Origin of the sequence: Saccharopolyspora taberi, from assembly GCF_039534165.1 — a bacterium.
GTDB classification, from domain to species: Bacteria; Actinomycetota; Actinomycetes; order Mycobacteriales; family Pseudonocardiaceae; genus Saccharopolyspora_D; species Saccharopolyspora_D taberi.
The window spans coordinates 138,179-153,909 of sequence record NZ_BAAAUX010000007.1; the positions used below are offsets into that span (position 1 = coordinate 138,179).

At 66.7% G+C, this 15,731-nt stretch carries 10 protein-coding genes; 4 read left to right on the forward strand and 6 right to left on the reverse strand.

Annotation, left to right across the window (positions count from 1 at the left end):
• Window positions 1-99 precede the first annotated feature (99 nt).
• Together ABD691_RS07735 and ABD691_RS07740 are read right to left on the reverse strand one after the other, a co-directional pair.
• Window positions 100-1,368 (reverse strand): sialidase family protein, encoded by a 1,269-nt coding sequence (locus tag ABD691_RS07735; protein ID WP_344678770.1) that lies wholly within the window; start codon window positions 1,366-1,368, stop codon window positions 100-102.
• Between the two features lie 240 nt (window positions 1,369-1,608).
• Window positions 1,609-4,125 carry an FtsK/SpoIIIE family DNA translocase gene (locus tag ABD691_RS07740; protein ID WP_425565012.1) on the reverse strand — a complete coding sequence of 839 codons (2,517 nt, stop codon included), beginning with the start codon at window positions 4,123-4,125 and terminating at the stop codon, window positions 1,609-1,611.
• A gap of 213 nt (window positions 4,126-4,338) precedes the next feature.
• Here ABD691_RS07740 and ABD691_RS07745 point away from each other — a divergent pair, with 213 nt between their 5' ends.
• On the forward strand, window positions 4,339-5,082 hold the full coding sequence (locus tag ABD691_RS07745; RefSeq protein WP_344678822.1) for a lysophospholipid acyltransferase family protein: 744 nt from the start codon (window positions 4,339-4,341) through the stop codon (window positions 5,080-5,082).
• A gap of 24 nt (window positions 5,083-5,106) precedes the next feature.
• Here ABD691_RS07745 and ABD691_RS07750 read toward each other — a convergent pair whose 3' ends face one another.
• Both ABD691_RS07750 and ABD691_RS07755 read right to left on the reverse strand, forming a co-directional pair.
• Window positions 5,107-6,942, reverse strand: a complete 1,836-nt coding sequence (locus ABD691_RS07750; protein ID WP_344678772.1) for a coiled-coil domain-containing protein — start codon at window positions 6,940-6,942, stop codon at window positions 5,107-5,109.
• Window positions 6,943-7,103: 161 nt separating this feature from the next.
• A complete protein-coding gene (locus ABD691_RS07755) occupies window positions 7,104-8,789 on the reverse strand; it encodes a class I SAM-dependent DNA methyltransferase (protein ID WP_344678773.1) in 1,686 nt (561 codons plus the stop codon).
• A gap of 398 nt (window positions 8,790-9,187) precedes the next feature.
• Here ABD691_RS07755 and ABD691_RS07760 point away from each other — a divergent pair, with 398 nt between their 5' ends.
• Both ABD691_RS07760 and ABD691_RS07765 read left to right on the forward strand, forming a co-directional pair.
• Window positions 9,188-10,054 carry a helix-turn-helix domain-containing protein gene (locus tag ABD691_RS07760; protein ID WP_344678774.1) on the forward strand — a complete coding sequence of 289 codons (867 nt, stop codon included), beginning with the start codon at window positions 9,188-9,190 and terminating at the stop codon, window positions 10,052-10,054.
• 9 nt (window positions 10,055-10,063) lie between these two features.
• A complete protein-coding gene (locus ABD691_RS07765; protein ID WP_344678775.1) occupies window positions 10,064-10,252 on the forward strand; it encodes a DUF397 domain-containing protein in 189 nt (62 codons plus the stop codon).
• Between the two features lie 39 nt (window positions 10,253-10,291).
• On the opposite strand, the gene ABD691_RS07770 is transcribed toward ABD691_RS07765, so the two are convergent.
• Together ABD691_RS07770 and ABD691_RS07775 are read right to left on the reverse strand one after the other, a co-directional pair.
• Window positions 10,292-11,119 (reverse strand): restriction endonuclease subunit S, encoded by an 828-nt coding sequence (locus tag ABD691_RS07770; protein WP_344678776.1) that lies wholly within the window; start codon window positions 11,117-11,119, stop codon window positions 10,292-10,294.
• Window positions 11,116-14,874 carry a DEAD/DEAH box helicase family protein gene (locus ABD691_RS07775; RefSeq protein WP_344678777.1) on the reverse strand — a complete coding sequence of 1,253 codons (3,759 nt, stop codon included), beginning with the start codon at window positions 14,872-14,874 and terminating at the stop codon, window positions 11,116-11,118. The genes ABD691_RS07770 and ABD691_RS07775 overlap by 4 nt, the downstream gene beginning before the upstream one ends.
• Here ABD691_RS07775 and ABD691_RS07780 point away from each other — a divergent pair.
• Entirely contained in the window at window positions 14,854-15,612 is a 759-nt protein-coding gene (locus ABD691_RS07780) for a phosphodiesterase (RefSeq protein ID WP_344678778.1), read from the forward strand. The genes ABD691_RS07775 and ABD691_RS07780 overlap by 21 nt on opposite strands.
• Window positions 15,613-15,731 lie beyond the last annotated feature (119 nt).

The window sequence follows — 15,731 nt, forward strand, 5'->3', positions numbered from 1 at the left end:
CGTGTCAGCGCCTCGAAAGCCACGGCCCGCCGAAACAACCCAACCCCGCCAACCGCAACCAAACCCGCCCCACTGCCCCCGAGACTCAGCCCCCGCCCCTCAGCGCCCGGACCGCGAGTCCATCGGCCGCGCCGCGGGCGCGGCAGCGCCGGCACCGTCGATCGGCCCGACGCCGAACCAGGCCTCGCAAGGTCCGCCGATGTACTTCTCGTAATCGGTCGTGATGTGGATGACCGACTCGCCGTCCTCGGTCGGCAGCACGGTCGGGCTGAAGTTCCGGCAGACGTTGCCGTGGTTGTAGTTGATCTGCACCGGCGCGGGGATCTCCCGCCACGGCTTGCCCAGGTTCGACGGGTCGTCGCTCACCAGCAGCGTCCTGCCGTTGCCCGGCGCCAGCCCACCGCGGTCCAGCGCCAGCAGCTGGTACGCCAGCAGCAGCCTCCCGTTGCGCCCCGGCCCGGGCGCCCAGGCGATCGTCGGCGTCCCCAGCGGCTGCGCGCCCGTGTTCGACGTGATCTCGGTGCCGAGGTCGTACGGGTCGCCCCAGTCCCAACCGTCCTCGGAGGTGCGCATGTACACGGTGCAGATGTGGTCCGGGTCGTAGTTGCAGACCTCGTAGACCATCACGTACGTGCCGTCCGGCAGCTTCCGCACGCCCGCCATGCCGGGCCGGACCGTGAACTTGTCGTTCTTGATCGTTTCCTTGAGATCCGTCCAGTTCAACCCGTCCCTGGACCGGACCTGCACCATCTTCTGGTCGTGCTTGGGATCGCCGTCGTCGGAGTACAGCGCGACCAGCTCACCCTGCGCGGAGACGGTGAACTCCGGCTCCCACACCCCCGGCCCGCGCGGCGCGTCGACCATCGTCGACAGGAACTTCCAGGTGCGCCCCTGGTCGTCGCTGCGCCACACCCGGATGCTGGCCTCGCGCTCCTCGGCATCCGCGCCGACACCGGCGGTGCCCGCCCACAGCAGCGTCCCGGCGGGCATGTCACCGACCTGCCGCGGCAGCTCGTAGATCGTCGAGCAGCACATGCCCTTGGTGTTCTCGCCCTCCGGGTCGCGGATTTCGCCGACCTGCCGGAAGGACTTCCCCTCGTCAGTGCTCTCGTAGATCACCGCGCGCCCGGCGTTGTCCACATAGGTCGTCATGCTCGCCAGCACCCGGCCACTGCCCTCGCCGTGCTCCAGCCGGATCGCCCGCGGGTAGCTGCTGCCGCCCTGCCGCAGCATCTCCCCCTTCTCCACGTCAGCGGGAGCCACGTCACTCGCCGGCGGCTCCGTTCCCACCGCGGTCTGGTGCAGACCGGCCATCATCAACAGCGACAGCACGATCGCCGAACCTGCGCGGACTTTCCTGCCGGACATGTCGGGGGAACCTCCGGAAAAATCGCGGAATCACCGGCCGTGGTCAATACCGACCTCAGATCTGCGGCGGCGAATATATCGCACCAAACCGGCACTTAAACCGCACTGAAGAATTCATTCAGGGCAATCCGGAAGACTCCGAACGGAGCAACGCGAACAATGGCCGAGAACTATCGGGAAAACGAGAAGTGAAATGCGAAAAACGGCAACGGCCCGGCGTCCGGAACGCCGAGCCGTTGGTCACTCCTCTCCGCCGGGCGGAGGCCCGCCCCGGATCGAGTACAGCGCGTTCTCCAGCTCGTCCGGCTTGACCAGCACCTCGCGCGCCTTCGACCCCTCCGACGGCCCGACCACGCCGCGCGACTCCAGCAGGTCCATCAGCCTGCCCGCCTTGGCGAACCCGACCCGCAGCTTGCGCTGCAGCATCGACGTCGACCCGAACTGGCTGGTCACGACCAGTTCGGCGGCCTGGAGCAGGACGTCGAGGTCGTCGCCGATGTCGGAGTCGACATCCTTCTTCTCCCCCGCCTTGGCCGCGGTGACGCCGTCGGTGTAGTCCGGTTCGGCCTGGTCCTTGGTGAAGGAGACGATCCGGTGGATCTCCTCGTCGCTGACGAACGACCCCTGCACCCGCACCGGCCGGGACGCGCCCATCGGCAGGTAGAGCGCGTCGCCCATGCCGATCAGCTTCTCCGCGCCCGGCTGGTCGAGGATGACCCGCGAATCGGTCAGCGAGGAAGTGGCGAATGCCAACCGGGACGGCACGTTGGTCTTGATCAGACCGGTGACCACGTCCACCGAGGGCCGCTGGGTCGCCAGCACCAGGTGGATACCGGCCGCCCGCGCCTTCTGCGTGATCCGCACGATCGCGTCCTCGACGTCGCGGGGCGCGGTCATCATCAGGTCCGCCAGCTCGTCGACGATCGCCAGGATGTAGGGGTACGGCCGGTACTCGCGCTCGCTGCCCGGCGGCGCGGTGATCTCCCCGGAGCTCACCTTCGCGTTGAAGTCGTCGATGTGGCGCACGCGGTTGACCTGCATGTCCTGGTAGCGCTGTTCCATCTCGTCCACCAGCCAGCCCAGCGCCGCCGCGGCCTTCTTGGGCTGGGTGATGATCGGCGTGATCAGGTGCGGGATGCCCTCGTACGGCGTGAGCTCCACCATCTTCGGGTCGATCAGGATCATCCTGACCTCCTGCGGGGTGGCCCGCGCCAGCAGCGACACCAGCATCGAGTTGACGAAGCTGGACTTGCCGGAACCGGTGGAGCCCGCGCACAGCAGGTGCGGCATCTTGGCCAGGTTCGCGGTGACCATGTTGCCCTCGATGTCCTTGCCCAGCCCCATCACCAGCGGATGGCCGTCGGCGGTGGCCTTCGAGGAGCGCAGCACGTCGCCGAGGCGGACCATCTCGCGGTCGCTGTTGGGGACCTCGATGCCGACCGCGGACTTGCCCGGGATCGGTGCCAGCAGCCGGACGTTGTCGGTCGCGGCGGCGTAGGCGATGTTCTTGGTCAGCGCGGTGATCTTCTCGACCTTCACGCCCGGGCCGAGCTCGACCTCGTAGCGGGTGACGGTCGGGCCGCGGGTGAACCCGGTGACCTGCGCGTCGATGTTGAACTGCTCCAGGACCGCGGTGATCGCCTCGATCATCGAGTCGTTGGCCTTGCTGCGGGCCTTCGGCGGGTCGCCGTCCTGCAGCGCCTCCAGCGGCGGCAGCTGGTAGTCGCCCTCGACGGTGCGGCTGATGTGCGGCTTGGCGTCGTCCTCGGCGGGCGGTGCCGCGGGAACCTCGGCGGGCTTGGGCGCCGGCTTCGGCTTGGGCTTCGGCCGCTCCGGCTCGACGTCGTCGAGGGACAGCTGCGAGTCCTCGGACATCGCGGCCTGCCGCCGCCGGGACGGGCGCCGGAGCTTGACCTCGGTGGGCTCGCGCTCGTCCGGCGGCTCCGCCGCCTGCTCCTCGTCCTGGCCCAGCCCGCGCAGCCGCGCCGGGATCTCCCGCACCGCGGTGCCGGTCAGCACCAGGAACCCGAACAGCCCGACCAGCACGAGGACCGGAACCGCGACCCAACCGGTGAGCCCCTGGGCGAGCGGACCGCCCGCGACGAACCCGATCGCCCCGCCCGCGCCGGGCCACAGCGCGAGGTCCTTCGGCGCGCCGGAAGCGATGTGCAGAACCCCGAGGACGGCCAGGACCAGCAGCAACGCACCGATCACCACGCGCGGGCGCGCTTCCGGGTTGGTCTCGGTGCGCATCAGCACGACCGCGGTGATCAGCAGGACCACCGGCAGCACCACCGCGGCGTCGCCGATGATCGAGCGCAGACCCCAGTCGAACCACTGGCCGACCGGACCGCCCGCGTGCCACCACACCCCGGCGGCGGCGACGACCGCGATGGCCAGGAAGATCAGCGCGAGCCCGTCGCGGCGGTGCGCGGGGTCGAGCTCCTTGGTACGCCCCAGCGCGCGGAACATGCCGCCGACACCGCGGGCGAGACCGCGTCCGACGCCCGCGTTCTTCCGCGATCCGGAACTCCGCTTCGCTCCGGAGCTCTTCTTCGGCGGGGTGCGGCGCGGCGCGTGGGTCGATGACGGTCGCGGCGCGGAACCTCCGCTCGAAGAGCTCCGCCGGGTTCCGCCACCCTTCGCCGCGGAGCCGCTACTCCGGGTCGTGCCCTTGCTCCGCGAGGACCCCCCGGAAGTGCCCTTTGCAGGGGTTTTCCGCGTCCCTCCGGTAGGCCCAGTCGTCCGGCTCGCCATGCCCCACACGGTATCTTTACCCACCTCTCCGGTCACACCAGCCACAGGAGAGTGAGCGGGCGCTGGATTTTCGGGTGATCCGCTCCTGCGCGGGCGTGGTTCGTGGGATGCTCGGACATCATGGTTGCCCTGCCGTCGACACCGCACGAGCCGACACGCCGAAGCGATCGGGACAAGCTCTACCGCGACGCGCCGAGGCTGTGGCGTGCGCTGATGCTCGTGGACCGCGCGGTCATCGCGCTCACCGGCAAGCTGGTGGTCACCGGCGACGTGCCGGACGCGCTGCGCGGCAAGCCGCTGCTGCTGGCGTCGAACCACATCGGCAACCTCGACGCCCTGGTGCTGATCGCGGCCTGCCGCCGCAGGCGGATCGCCCCGCGCTTCCTGGCCACCGGCGGCCTGTTCGACGCCCCGGTCCTGGGCTGGGTGCTGCGCAAGAGCAAGCACGTGCGCGCCGACCGGGGCAAGGCCACCGCCGCCGAAGCGCTCGACCGCGTCGTCGACGCGCTGCGGGAGGACCACCGGCCGGTGCTGATGTACCCGGAGGGCCGCATCAGCCTCGAACCGGGCTTCTGGCCGGAACGCGGCAAGACCGGCGTCGCGCGCATGGCGCTGGCCTCCCGCGCCACGGTCGTCCCGATCAGCCAGTGGGGCGCGCACGAGGCGATGTGCTACGGCATGGTCCGCGTCGAGAGCCGCGGTGACCTGTGGATCCTGTTCTCCTCGTGGCTGCGCGCGATCCGCCGCCGCCCGACGATGAAGGTGCACTTCGGCGCGCCGGTCGACCTCAGCGACCTGGCCGCCGAACGCACCGGCGACGCCGCCCGCGCCCGCGACCGCATCATGCGCGCGATCACCGAGGGACTCGTCCCGCTCCGCGCCGACGAGCCGGACTTCCCGGCGCACCAGGACCCGACCCGGCCGGTCACCGACAAGCCCAGCCCCTGGCGGGCCTGAACCCACGGGCACGTACCGGGACCTTCAGTTGGTCATCTTGGTTCGCAGGTGCGCACCGATGTAACCGACGTACACCTTGCCAGTCGCGGCTGTGGCGTCCAGGTAGTGCATCCGGGGGCTGATCATCCCGAACTTGGCGATCTTGAAATGGGCACCCATGTACGCACGCCTACTCACGTCGAACTCGGGCGGCACAGGGAGTTCCCGAGCACCCCGGAGCTTGGCGTTGCGGCGAACGTCCTCGCTCTCGTCCCTGGCGTGGTTCTTGGGCGAGTATCCGTGGCACCGGTCCGGCAGATTGCGGAGATAGCCGTCGACGTCGCGGTCGCATCGCCCTTCGGCCGACGCACGCGCGTAGTCCTCCAGGGCAAGCAACGCCTCCCAGGTCTTGCCTGCCCAGACTCCCATCCGGTCCCGTTCTTCCAGCTCGAAGGTTTTCTCCTTGTCCCCGGTGAACTCCACGTACGACAGCTCGTCGAACCGGGCAAGCACGTCGAGAAACGACTCCGGCAAGCCATCGAGCTCGGATTCCACCGGCTGTGACCACGCGTCGTCCCATCGCTGGGCATCGGCGAGCAGCCGTCGAAGGTGTCCGGTCGTGGCGGTTTCCTTCTTCAGGTCCGCCCGCGCCTCGGCGAGCTCCAGCGTCTCGTCATCCAGTTGTTCGCTGATCTCGTCGAGTGAACGTTGGAGTTCGGCGTTGCGCTTCTGCAGTTCTTCGAACCGCTGCGACAGAGCAGCCCGGTTCGTCTGTTCGCGTTGCCTTGCTTCGGCGAAGCCGATGAGTTCCCGCAGTCGTTCGACGCTCAGCTCGCCATCGAGTTCGTCGTGGAGCACCCGGAGCAGCTCGGCGTCCCGGAGGTCGACCGCGACCCGATCGGCTCGAATACCAGGGAGGCCCGTGTCAACAACACCTTGCGAGGTCGCGGCCCCGCGTACGGCAACCGGTTCCGCGTCGTCGCCGACCAGGATCTGGTCGAGCTGCTTCTCGAAGTGCTGATCCAACCTGGTAATCGTTTTAGGCAGTCGGGACTCGATAGCAAGATCCCGGGCACGCCAGCCAAGCAATCTGGCGAGACGCTGCGTGTCGTCCTTGACGATCCGGCTGGTGCTGAGGACTCGATGCCGGAGGGCGTCGGCCGCGTCGCCGAACTCCACCCCGGGCAGGAACGTACGCATCGTTCCGGGAACCACCGCATGACTTCGTCCCACCGCCCGGGAGAAGATCTCGGTGGCCTCGGGGTCCAGCACGTAGCCGGACCCGATGCCAACGGTTTGGTTCAGCAGTTTCCCGACGTGTTTGAGCCAGTCGTACTGCGGCAGGAGGTCAGCGCTTCCAGCAAGATAGACCGGGCCTCGGCGCTTGGGATCGCCGACGACGTCGACGAGTTCCAGAGCTTCGTCTCCGAAAACGCGACGTGGTCCGGTTTCGAGCCGGGCGCTGCTGTCCCGAGCAGGAAGTACAGCTAGCAGATCGCGTACGAGCCTTGGAGTGGCGGTCCATTGCCTACGTTGCCGAGGCTCATCATCATCGTCGGAGAGCACTTCGGGATTCGTGACATCCAGCCACACGACGGCAGGATCGTCCTTGCCCGGGACCAGGACGGTGAGCTGACTTGTCCACGCTCCCTGCGGCTGATTCTCGACGATGCGCACGCGCATCGCGTACGAACCGTCCAGCCCCATGCGTTCGAGCATGATGCCGTCGACGTCGTCAGCCAATCGCGCCGAGGCACCGAGCTGCAGCGCGTCCGCGTCGTACTTCTTATGCACCAACCAAGAGCGCAGCTGCTCGCAAGTGAGCGCGGGGATGTCCCGATTCCCCTGCTCCACTTCGAAAACGCTGCGGTATCCCAGCATACGACTCCCTCGTCGCTTCTCCTCGAACGTCGTCGACCCCGCCGCGCCAGCCGAGGTGGCGCGTCGCGGGGCCGTACGGGCAACCACAGCAGACCTGGATTACGTTGCACACCAACGTGATCATGCTGTGACTACCCGTCACACGAGGAGAGCAGTCCGATTCAGTCGGTAGATTCGTCTTCCTTCGCCGTGGTTCCCAGTGCCTCGGCGACGGCAGCAAACTCGGACAGCGCGGCTTGCAGGTCCTCGACGATCTCCGCGGCGATCACTTCCGGCGGCAACAGCGAGTCGGCGTCCTCGGCGGAGTCGTCCTTGACCCAGCCGATCAAGTCCAGGTTGACCTTGTCCCGCGCGACGAGTTCGTCGTAGTCGAAGATCTGGACCAGGTCGTTGGGCTTGCGGTCCTCGGGACGGTCGGCCGACAGGTACCAGTCGACGAAGTCGTCGAGGTGGTCGGCGCGCAGCGCCTTGGTCTTGAGCGTGAAGTGCTGGTTGGTGCGGAAGTCGTACACGGCGAGCTTACTGGTCAACGGCTGCCCTGGGGTGGGCACCTTCGAGTCGAAGAACAGCACGTTCGCCTTGACCCCGCCGGCGTAGAAAATCCCGGTCGGCAGCCGAAGCAGGGTGTGAACGTCGTAGTCGTGCAGCAGGTTCCGCCGGATCGTCTCGCCGGCGCCGCCTTCGAAAAGCACGTTGTCGGGCAGAACCACGGCAGCACGGCCGGGAATGTCGAGCTGCTTGGCGATGTGCTGGACGAAGTTCAGCTGCTTGTTCGTGGTGGTGACCCAGAAGTCGTTACGGCTGTAGGCGACGTCTTCGCGGGTCGCTTTACCGTCCTCCCCGACCACCGTGATCGAGGATTTCTTGCCGAACGGCGGATTAGCCAGCACCAGGCTGGATTTCCGGCCGCCCATGGCAAGCGCGTCCTCGACGTGGATCACCTGGCCACCGTCCCAGGATCCGATGCCGTGCAGCAGCAGGTTCATCGCCGCCAGCCGCGCGGTTCCGTGCACCAGCTCGGTTCCCCAGATGTTTTTGCTTGCCAGCGCACGGAGTTCGTCACGGTCGAGCTCGGCGGCGTGCTTGTCGACGATATGCGCGTACGCGGCGAGCAGGAATCCGCCTGTGCCACAGGCCGGGTCGGTGATGGTGTCCTGCGGCGTCGGACGCATGCACCGCACCATCGCGTCGACCAGCGGTCGCGGCGTGAAGTACTGGCCCGCACCGGTCTTCGTGTCGGCGGCGCCACGGGACAGCAGTTGCTCGTAGGCGTCGCCGTTGACGTCCGTGCCCTTGCCCGACCAGATCTCCTTGTTGATCAGATCGTTGATCAGCTTCGAGAGGTTGGCTGTGTTCTGGACCCGGTTCTGCGCCTTGCCGAAGATCAGGTTCAGCGGCGTGCCTTCGGGTTGGTCGCCGAGGTCGGCGAGCAGCCGTTCGTAGCGGTGCTTGAGCTCGTCGCCCTGGGTGCCTTCGAGTTCTTCCCAACCACGCCCCTGCCAACTGCTCGGCAGAATCCGCTCCGGGGCCAGTGGGTCAGTCTCCCGCTCGTGCGCGATCTTGAGGAACAGCAGGAAGGTCAGCTGTTCCACGTAGTCGATGGTGGAGACGCCCTCATCGCGCAGGACGTTGCAGTAGCTCCACAGCTTGTCGACCAAACGACGGGTTTCGGCCTGGTTCTGGGCGGTGCTCACCGTGCTCCTCACTGACGCGACCGGACGCGTACTGCTCGCCGGAACAAACGATTTTCCCACGGACGCACGACATGAGTGCGGCCGGTCGGCGCTCGGGGGAGGGGAGGCGCGCCGACCGGCCGCGAAGGTTCGATGCCGAGTGGTCGGGGGCAATCGGCATCGAACCGGCCTGCGGGATCAGGTGGAGTTCACCACCGGAACTCCTCGATCAGAGCCGTGTTGCATTCCAGGCAGGTCGGCGCGGTGCACCAGTCCATCTCGCTGGACTTGGCCATCGCCACCTGCGCACCGCAGACGGCGATGTCGCTCGACTGGCTTCCCAGCGCCGACCACGAAACGCGTGCCGCACGAACGTCTGCCGGGTCGGATCGGGCACCGGAAGCCAGTAGTGCCGCCGCACCGGTTCGCTCATCGACACGCTCCCATCTGATCAACCGAGTCGCCGCAAGCTTAAAAACGCAGATGCAGTTTTACTAGTCGCTCAATGTGATTACTTTCGAGTGGGTGCGACTTATCGAATACTCTTCGCGTGGACCACGAGGAGGCGATGGATGGCAACACCGACGGTTCGACGGCTCCAGCTCGGCAACGAACTCCGCCACGCGCGGCTGAAGGCAGGCCGCGAGCAGGCGGAAGCCGCGAAGGAACTGGACTGCGCGGACAGCAAGATCAGCCGTCTCGAACAGGGCACCGGCGGCATCAGCAAGGGCGATCTCAAGCTGCTGCTGGAGTTCTACGGCGTCGATCCGCAGGAGTCCCAGTGGCTGTTCGAGCTGGCCAAGACCCGCAGCGCCCGTGGCCGTTGGAGCGGCTATCGCGCGGTCTTCCCGGAGTGGTTCCGCATGTACATCGACTTGGAGACCGACGCGGAGAACCTTCGCCAGGCGAAGACGGAGATCGTGCCGGGCGTCCTCCAGACCGAGGCGTACATGCGGTCGCTGCACACCGCCTCGGTCCGCCGTGACGACGAAGGCGTCGATGCTTTGGTCGCATCTCGGCAGGAACGACAGCGGACGCTCGAACGCGACAAGCCACCGACGCTGTCGTTCGTGCTGTCCGAGTCATGCCTGCGCCGACAGGTCGGCACCACCGAGGTCATGCGCGAACAGCTAGACCACCTCCGTGATCTGGCTCAGCGGCCAAACGTGAACATCCAGGTTATGCCGTTCAATGCAGCAACTTCGACCGGCGGTATCTCCTACGACTTCACGCTGCTTCAGATCCCGTCCAACGGCATCGCCGCCGATCTGGAGTTCGTCTACGTCGAGTGCTTCGACGACGCCCGGTACCTCGACTCGAAGGACGCCGTCGCCGCATACAACGGGCTGTGGAACCGACTTCAGGCAGCAGCGCTCGGCCCGAAGGAGTCGCTGGACCTCATACACTCCGTAGGACAGGAGCACTCGGAACGAACATGAGGTCCCGCCATGTGTCAGCACGACTTATCGGACGCGAAGTGGTTCAAGAGCAGCTACAGCCCGACGCAGGACGAATGCGTCGAAATCGCGCTCGGGCCTGACGTCGTCGGAGTCCGCGACACGAAGGACCGCGACGGCGGCACGCTCGTCTTCGACGGCGCAGCGTGGTCCCGGTTCCTGAACCACCTCAAGGGGTAACGCGCCGACGCGGGTGCCACAGCCAGGCACCCGCGTCTCTCACAGCCCAAGATCCAGCGCGTCCTGCTTGTTGGGCTCCGGCAACGACCGGTCAGTCTTGCTCTCTCGTGCAGGCACAGCCGCCTTCGCCCGCGACTTCCGCGCCCGCTTCACCTTAGATGCGCTTTCCCGCTCCGCCCGAATCCGCTCCAACAGCAGGGAGGCAGGCTCGTCGGTGGGATCCTGCTCCACCAATCGCCCGGCGAACGACTCCCGCAGCAACGACCGGCGAAGCTGCTCTGCACGTCCTTCTGCACCTGAAAGGTTCCCGATTTTTCGAAGAATCCCAATGCCCGCGTCGACACGGGACAAGTAGCCTTCGAGACTTGCAACGATCCGGCGCTGTTCCGCCAGCGACGGGAGAGGGGTATGCCACTCAGTTAGCCTCGCCGCCCCAAGATGATGGATTCCCACGCCGCGAGAGTGCTCGACGAAAGCCCCGCGAAGAGCTTCTCCTTTCAAAAACAAAAGCAGGAACCTCGGGTCGACTTCCTTGCTCGGCCGAACTCTGATCAACGTGTTCTGAAAGCAGCATCCATCGATCTCACCGTTCCACATGGCAGGTTTTCCTACCTCAGAAGCACTCCCCGACGCTTCACTCAAAACAATGTCACCACTGCGCAGCTGGTAGGTCTCAGCTTCGTCGTCGGTGAAGTTCATCTCCTTCACATCATCGAGCTTCAATCCGTCCCAGCCCACATTGGCGGCACGCAGATACGGACGCATCTGACTGCCGTTGTGGTTTTTGGGCGACCGTTGCCTACCGAGTCGCACCTCCGCGATCTCCCCCAAGGTCGTCCATTCCCAGCCGGTGGGTAGGTCGCTCACGCGCTCAGCTCCTGGTTCAGGTCGTCGAGGATGTCCTTCGCGCGGTCGCCGAAGGCGGAGGCGAAGGCGCGGCTGCCGCCGTGCTCGGCAAAGGGTACGTCGTTGAGGTCGGCGGTCTGGAAGGTGACGTTCTTGGCGATGACCCGCACCACCTGGTCCAGCCACCACCGCTGGTCCACGGTGAACGTGGTGCCCTGCTGTTCCTGCCGCAGCAGCCAGCCCGCGAACCGCTCTTCCACGATGCTGCCGTACGGGCGGATCTTGTCGTCCATGCCGAGTTCGTGCCGCAGGATCGTGATCAGCTCCGCGACCCCCGGACTGTTCCCGTTGCGCTTGGCGACCGCGCCGAGCTTGTCGTAGGCGTCCAGCAAACGTTCCGAGGTCCAGTTGAACGGCGGCCGTTCCAGCTTCTTCGCCAGGTCTCGAAGCTTCCCGAAAACCTCGCGCGGATTGCGGCGTTCACGGAACGCGAGCTCGAACACGGCAATCTCGTCCCGGTGCGTGGCCAGGTAGTCGCGGAACGAGTCGACGACCTGTTGTGCGCGTTCCTCCTCCGTCAAGCCTCGGCTGACGGTGATCTCGTCCTTACTGATGTCGTCGATGACCAGGTCGTGCGAGCGCCGGAGCTGAAGAACCCGTTCCCGCAGCTCCGGATTGTCGGCCAGCGGCCGGATCGCGTCCGCAAGCATCTGCTCGACCGCAGGTCTCCCCGCCGACACGTCACCACCGGCCGCTTCGATCGCCTGCTCCCGCACCTCCGCCTGTCGCTCGGGATCCCCGGCATGGACCAGTCCACGGGATATCTCCTGCAACGGCTGCCCGGCCATGTCCTCGACCCCGGCCCGCTCGTCGTCATGGAGCTGGTGGTTCAGCGCGGCCAACCGCGCACCCAGCGTCTGCGCCTCGTCGGAATCCAGCGTCAGCGACCCGGCCTTCTTCAGCAGCTTCTCCAGGCTGATCTGCCGCTCGGTGAAACGCTCCAACGGCCTGGTCTCGATCCGCGGCGAATCGGTCACGCCCACCGCGTCGACGATGACGAAATGCGTCTTCTCCGCCGCGTCCGGCGTCACCCGGCGCAGATCGGCCGCATCGATCGTGCGGGCACCGCGGCCCTTCATCTGCTCGAACAGCGACCACGTCTTGGGCTCCCGCAGGAAGAACACGCACTCCAGCGGCTTCACGTCGGTCCCGGTCGCGATCATGTCGACCGTCACCGCGATCCGCATCTCCGCCGAGTTCCGGAACTCCTGCAACCGGTCCTTCGCCTTCTTCGCATTCGCCGTGATCTTCTGGCAGAACGCATCGCCCTCACCGAACACCCGGCGAACCTCGGCGACCACTTCCTCGGCGTGCTCGTCGGTTCGCGCGAAGATCAGCGTCTTCGGCACGTACTTGCGTTCCCGCCCGGTGACCGCCGGCGGGAAGATGTGCGTGAACAGCTTGTCTCGGAACTCCGTGATCACAGTGCGCAGGCGGTCCTTCGAAAGGACCTTCCTGCCCTCCTGGTTCGGGGTGTAGACGTAGTCCTCATCCAAGTCCTCCAGCCGTTCCCTGCGGGTCTTGGTGTTGCGGATCTGCACCACATTGCCGGCACCGATCGTCGAACCCTGCTCCCCGATCCGGGTCCCGATCCGATAGACCTCGAACGGCACGTTCACGCCGTCGATCACCGAATCCTCGTAGCTGTAGCGGCTGACCTCGTTGGCGTCGAAGAAGCCGTGGGTCACCGGCAGCGCGGTCGCCGTCAGCCCCACCAGGAACGCGTCGAAGTACTCCAGCACCGCCCGCCACTTGCCATAGATCGACCGGTGACACTCGTCGACCACGATCAGATCGAACGCCTCCGGCGGGATCTTCTGGTTATAGCCTACCTCGGCCGGTCCATCTGGCAGACCTGCCAGGTCGTCATCATCGGCGACGTCAGCGGGAATTTCCCGATCGGTCAGCGCCAGCCACAACCGCTGGATCGTCGAGATGACCACGCTGCTGGAGTCCAGCACTGTCGACCCCGACATCCAGCCCACGTTGTAGAGCTCCCCGAACTTCCGCCCGGTGTCCGGGGTGGTGAAGTTCTCGAACTCCGACAACGCCTGGTCGCCCAGGTTGTTGCGGTCGACCAGGAACAGCACCCGTTTTCCCCCGGCATGTTTGAGAAACCGGTAGCTGAAACCGGCCGCCGCGTACGTCTTGCCCGCGCCGGTCGCCATCTGGATCAGTCCGCGCGGGAAGTTCTCAGCCCACGACTTCTCCAGGCCGGTGATGGCGTCGAACTGTGCGGCGCGGAGTTTCGTCTTGTCCAACGGCACATCCGGCAACCGCGTGAGTCGCGCACGCAGCGTCGGATGGGTCTCGTCCTTGTCGGCGTTCCGCATCCACGCCGCGATCGTCTCCGGTTGGTGGACAGCGAACACCCGCCGGCTCCGCGGCTTGGGGTCCAGCTCGTTGCGGAACCGAGTCTCGTTGCCATCGGTGGCGTACTGGAACGGCAGCTCCGCACGCCAAGCGTTGGACCGCTGGTCCTGCGTCAAGCCCTCGGCATAGCGGGACGCCTGCGCTTGTGCCTTGGTCAGATCCTCGCCTTCACGCTTCGCCTCGATGACACCGACCAGCCGGGTCTTCACATACAACAAGTAGTCGGCATAGCCACCGTCGGTGTAGACCTCCTTGACCGCCACACCAGTAGCCACGCCCAGGGCCTTGTTCGGAACGTCCTGGACAGCCCACCCCGCCGCGTTCAGGAGCTCGTCCAGGCGCTCGCGAACCTGTGCCTCTGTCAGCGGCGGTTCGCAGGCACGCCGCGAGCGACGCACGAAGTCCTCGCGCTCGCGCGTGGAAACCTTCTCCGGCTTTGCGTTCTCCCGCTCCTCCAACAAACGCTGGAGATCGTCGGAGAGCCGATCGGCCACCGACCGCCAGTGCTCCTGCTCCGCGCGGGACTGCTCCAGATCGAGCTCGGCCTGGTTTCGCGCGCTCTCCGCATTGTCCAACGACGAACGCAGCTCGTCGAGCTCGGTCCGATACCGGTCGACCTCCTCGTTCAGCTTGTTCAGCTCCGCACGTTCGGCCAGCGACGTCGGCTTCGGCTCGACCTCCGGGCGCGAGGGAGGAGCGAACGCACGCACCGTGCGGTCGTCGGTCTCGATCCGCAGTCGCCAACTCGCCAGCACGAAGCACCGTCGCACCGCGTCCAACGCCTGATTACGTGAGGCGTAGTACTCGTGCGCGGCTTGGTTGCCGAGATCCTTGAGCTTGGACAACGCATCGAGCACCATGCCATCGACTGCGCCCTGATCGGTCAGTGCATCGAGGCGCGGTCCGAGCATGGTTCTCGCACCGAACCGAAGACCGCTTCGCGTGCAGAGCCATTTCACCAGCACCTCGGCGAACTGCCGCGCCCGGAGAGCGGCGATCGACGGTTCGGAAAAGACGTGGTGCTCGGCACTAGCCCCCAGTGCGGCCAACAACAGGTCCTCGTTGGTCAGAAAGCTGAAGTTCGGCGACTGCCGCGCCAACTCCGCCATTTGCTGCTCGACCGGACGTTCGTCCGCAGCCATCATCGCCCTTCCCCAGAAGCGTGAACCGAACAGACCAACGTAGCAATCCGACCACGCAGCGTACAAGAGGGAAGTTCGCGTTGTCCTCGGGTCCGATCGCGTCACCGACAAGCCCAGCCCCTGGCGGGCCTGAACCGAATTCGGTTGAGCCCGGCGTCCCCGGTCGTGAACGCTCCGGGGATGACCGCAGCGATCGCACATCTCAGCGACCCCCACCTCGTGACGGACGGTCCGGCCGAACCGGCGGCGGCGCTCCGCGACGCGCTCGCCCGCGTCCTCGCCATCGACCCGCGACCGGACTGCGTGGTGATCACCGGTGACCTGGCCGACCGGGGCGAGCCGGACGAGTACCGGGCGCTGCGCGAGGTGATCGACGACTTCCCGCTACCGCTGCACCTCGCCGCGGGCAACCACGACGACCCCGAAGCACTGCGGGTGGAGTTCGGCGGAACGAGCTTCCTGGGCGGTGCGCGAGAATCGCACTACGCGGTGAACTACTCCGCGTTCACACTGGTCGTCCTGGATTCGCACGTGCCGGGCTCGCCGGGCGGGCACCTGGGAACGGCCCAGCTGGAATGGCTCGGCGGAGTTCTCGCGCGCAGGCCGGACGTTCCGGCGATCGTCTGCCTGCACCACCCGCCGGTCCCGATCGGCATCCCCTTCCTGGACGGGATGGCGCTGGCCGACGGCCCCGAACTGGCCGAAGTGCTCGCGGGTCACCGCAACGTCGCCCGGGTGCTGGCGGGCCACGCCCACCGGCCCGCGACCGCCGCCTTCGCGGGCACCACCCTGACCGTCGCTCCCAGCACGCACCTCCAAAGTGGACTCGCGCTGAGCGGCGGCGTCCCCGATTTCCTCCCGGAACCGGCGTCCTTCCTGCTGCACCTCGACACCGGCGCGTGCTGGGTCACCCACACCGTCCCGGTCGCGGGAAGCTGACGCGAGATCACCCAGCGCAGCACGCAAAAAACCGAAGGAGTGATCGAGTCCGGCGAACGGGTGAGGCCAGTTTGCGCCAACATCCCGCATCGACTGGCGGAACGTCGTCGCGCCTGATC

Bases quoted from the DNA above. Each gene is read 5' to 3' on its own strand.
- ABD691_RS07765 (WP_344678775.1), top strand. From the start codon at position 10,064: ATGTGTCAGCACGACTTATCGGACGCGAAGTGGTTCAAGAGCAGCTAC.
- ABD691_RS07735 (WP_344678770.1), bottom strand. From the start codon at position 1,368: ATGTCCGGCAGGAAAGTCCGCGCAGGTTCGGCGATCGTGCTGTCGCTG.
- ABD691_RS07745 (WP_344678822.1), top strand. From the start codon at position 4,339: ATGCTCGTGGACCGCGCGGTCATCGCGCTCACCGGCAAGCTGGTGGTC.
- ABD691_RS07760 (WP_344678774.1), top strand. From the start codon at position 9,188: ATGGCAACACCGACGGTTCGACGGCTCCAGCTCGGCAACGAACTCCGC.
- ABD691_RS07740 (WP_425565012.1), bottom strand. From the start codon at position 4,125: ATGGCGAGCCGGACGACTGGGCCTACCGGAGGGACGCGGAAAACCCCT.
- ABD691_RS07775 (WP_344678777.1), bottom strand. From the start codon at position 14,874: ATGTGCGATCGCTGCGGTCATCCCCGGAGCGTTCACGACCGGGGACGC.
- ABD691_RS07780 (WP_344678778.1), top strand. From the start codon at position 14,854: ATGACCGCAGCGATCGCACATCTCAGCGACCCCCACCTCGTGACGGAC.
- ABD691_RS07750 (WP_344678772.1), bottom strand. From the start codon at position 6,942: ATGCTGGGATACCGCAGCGTTTTCGAAGTGGAGCAGGGGAATCGGGAC.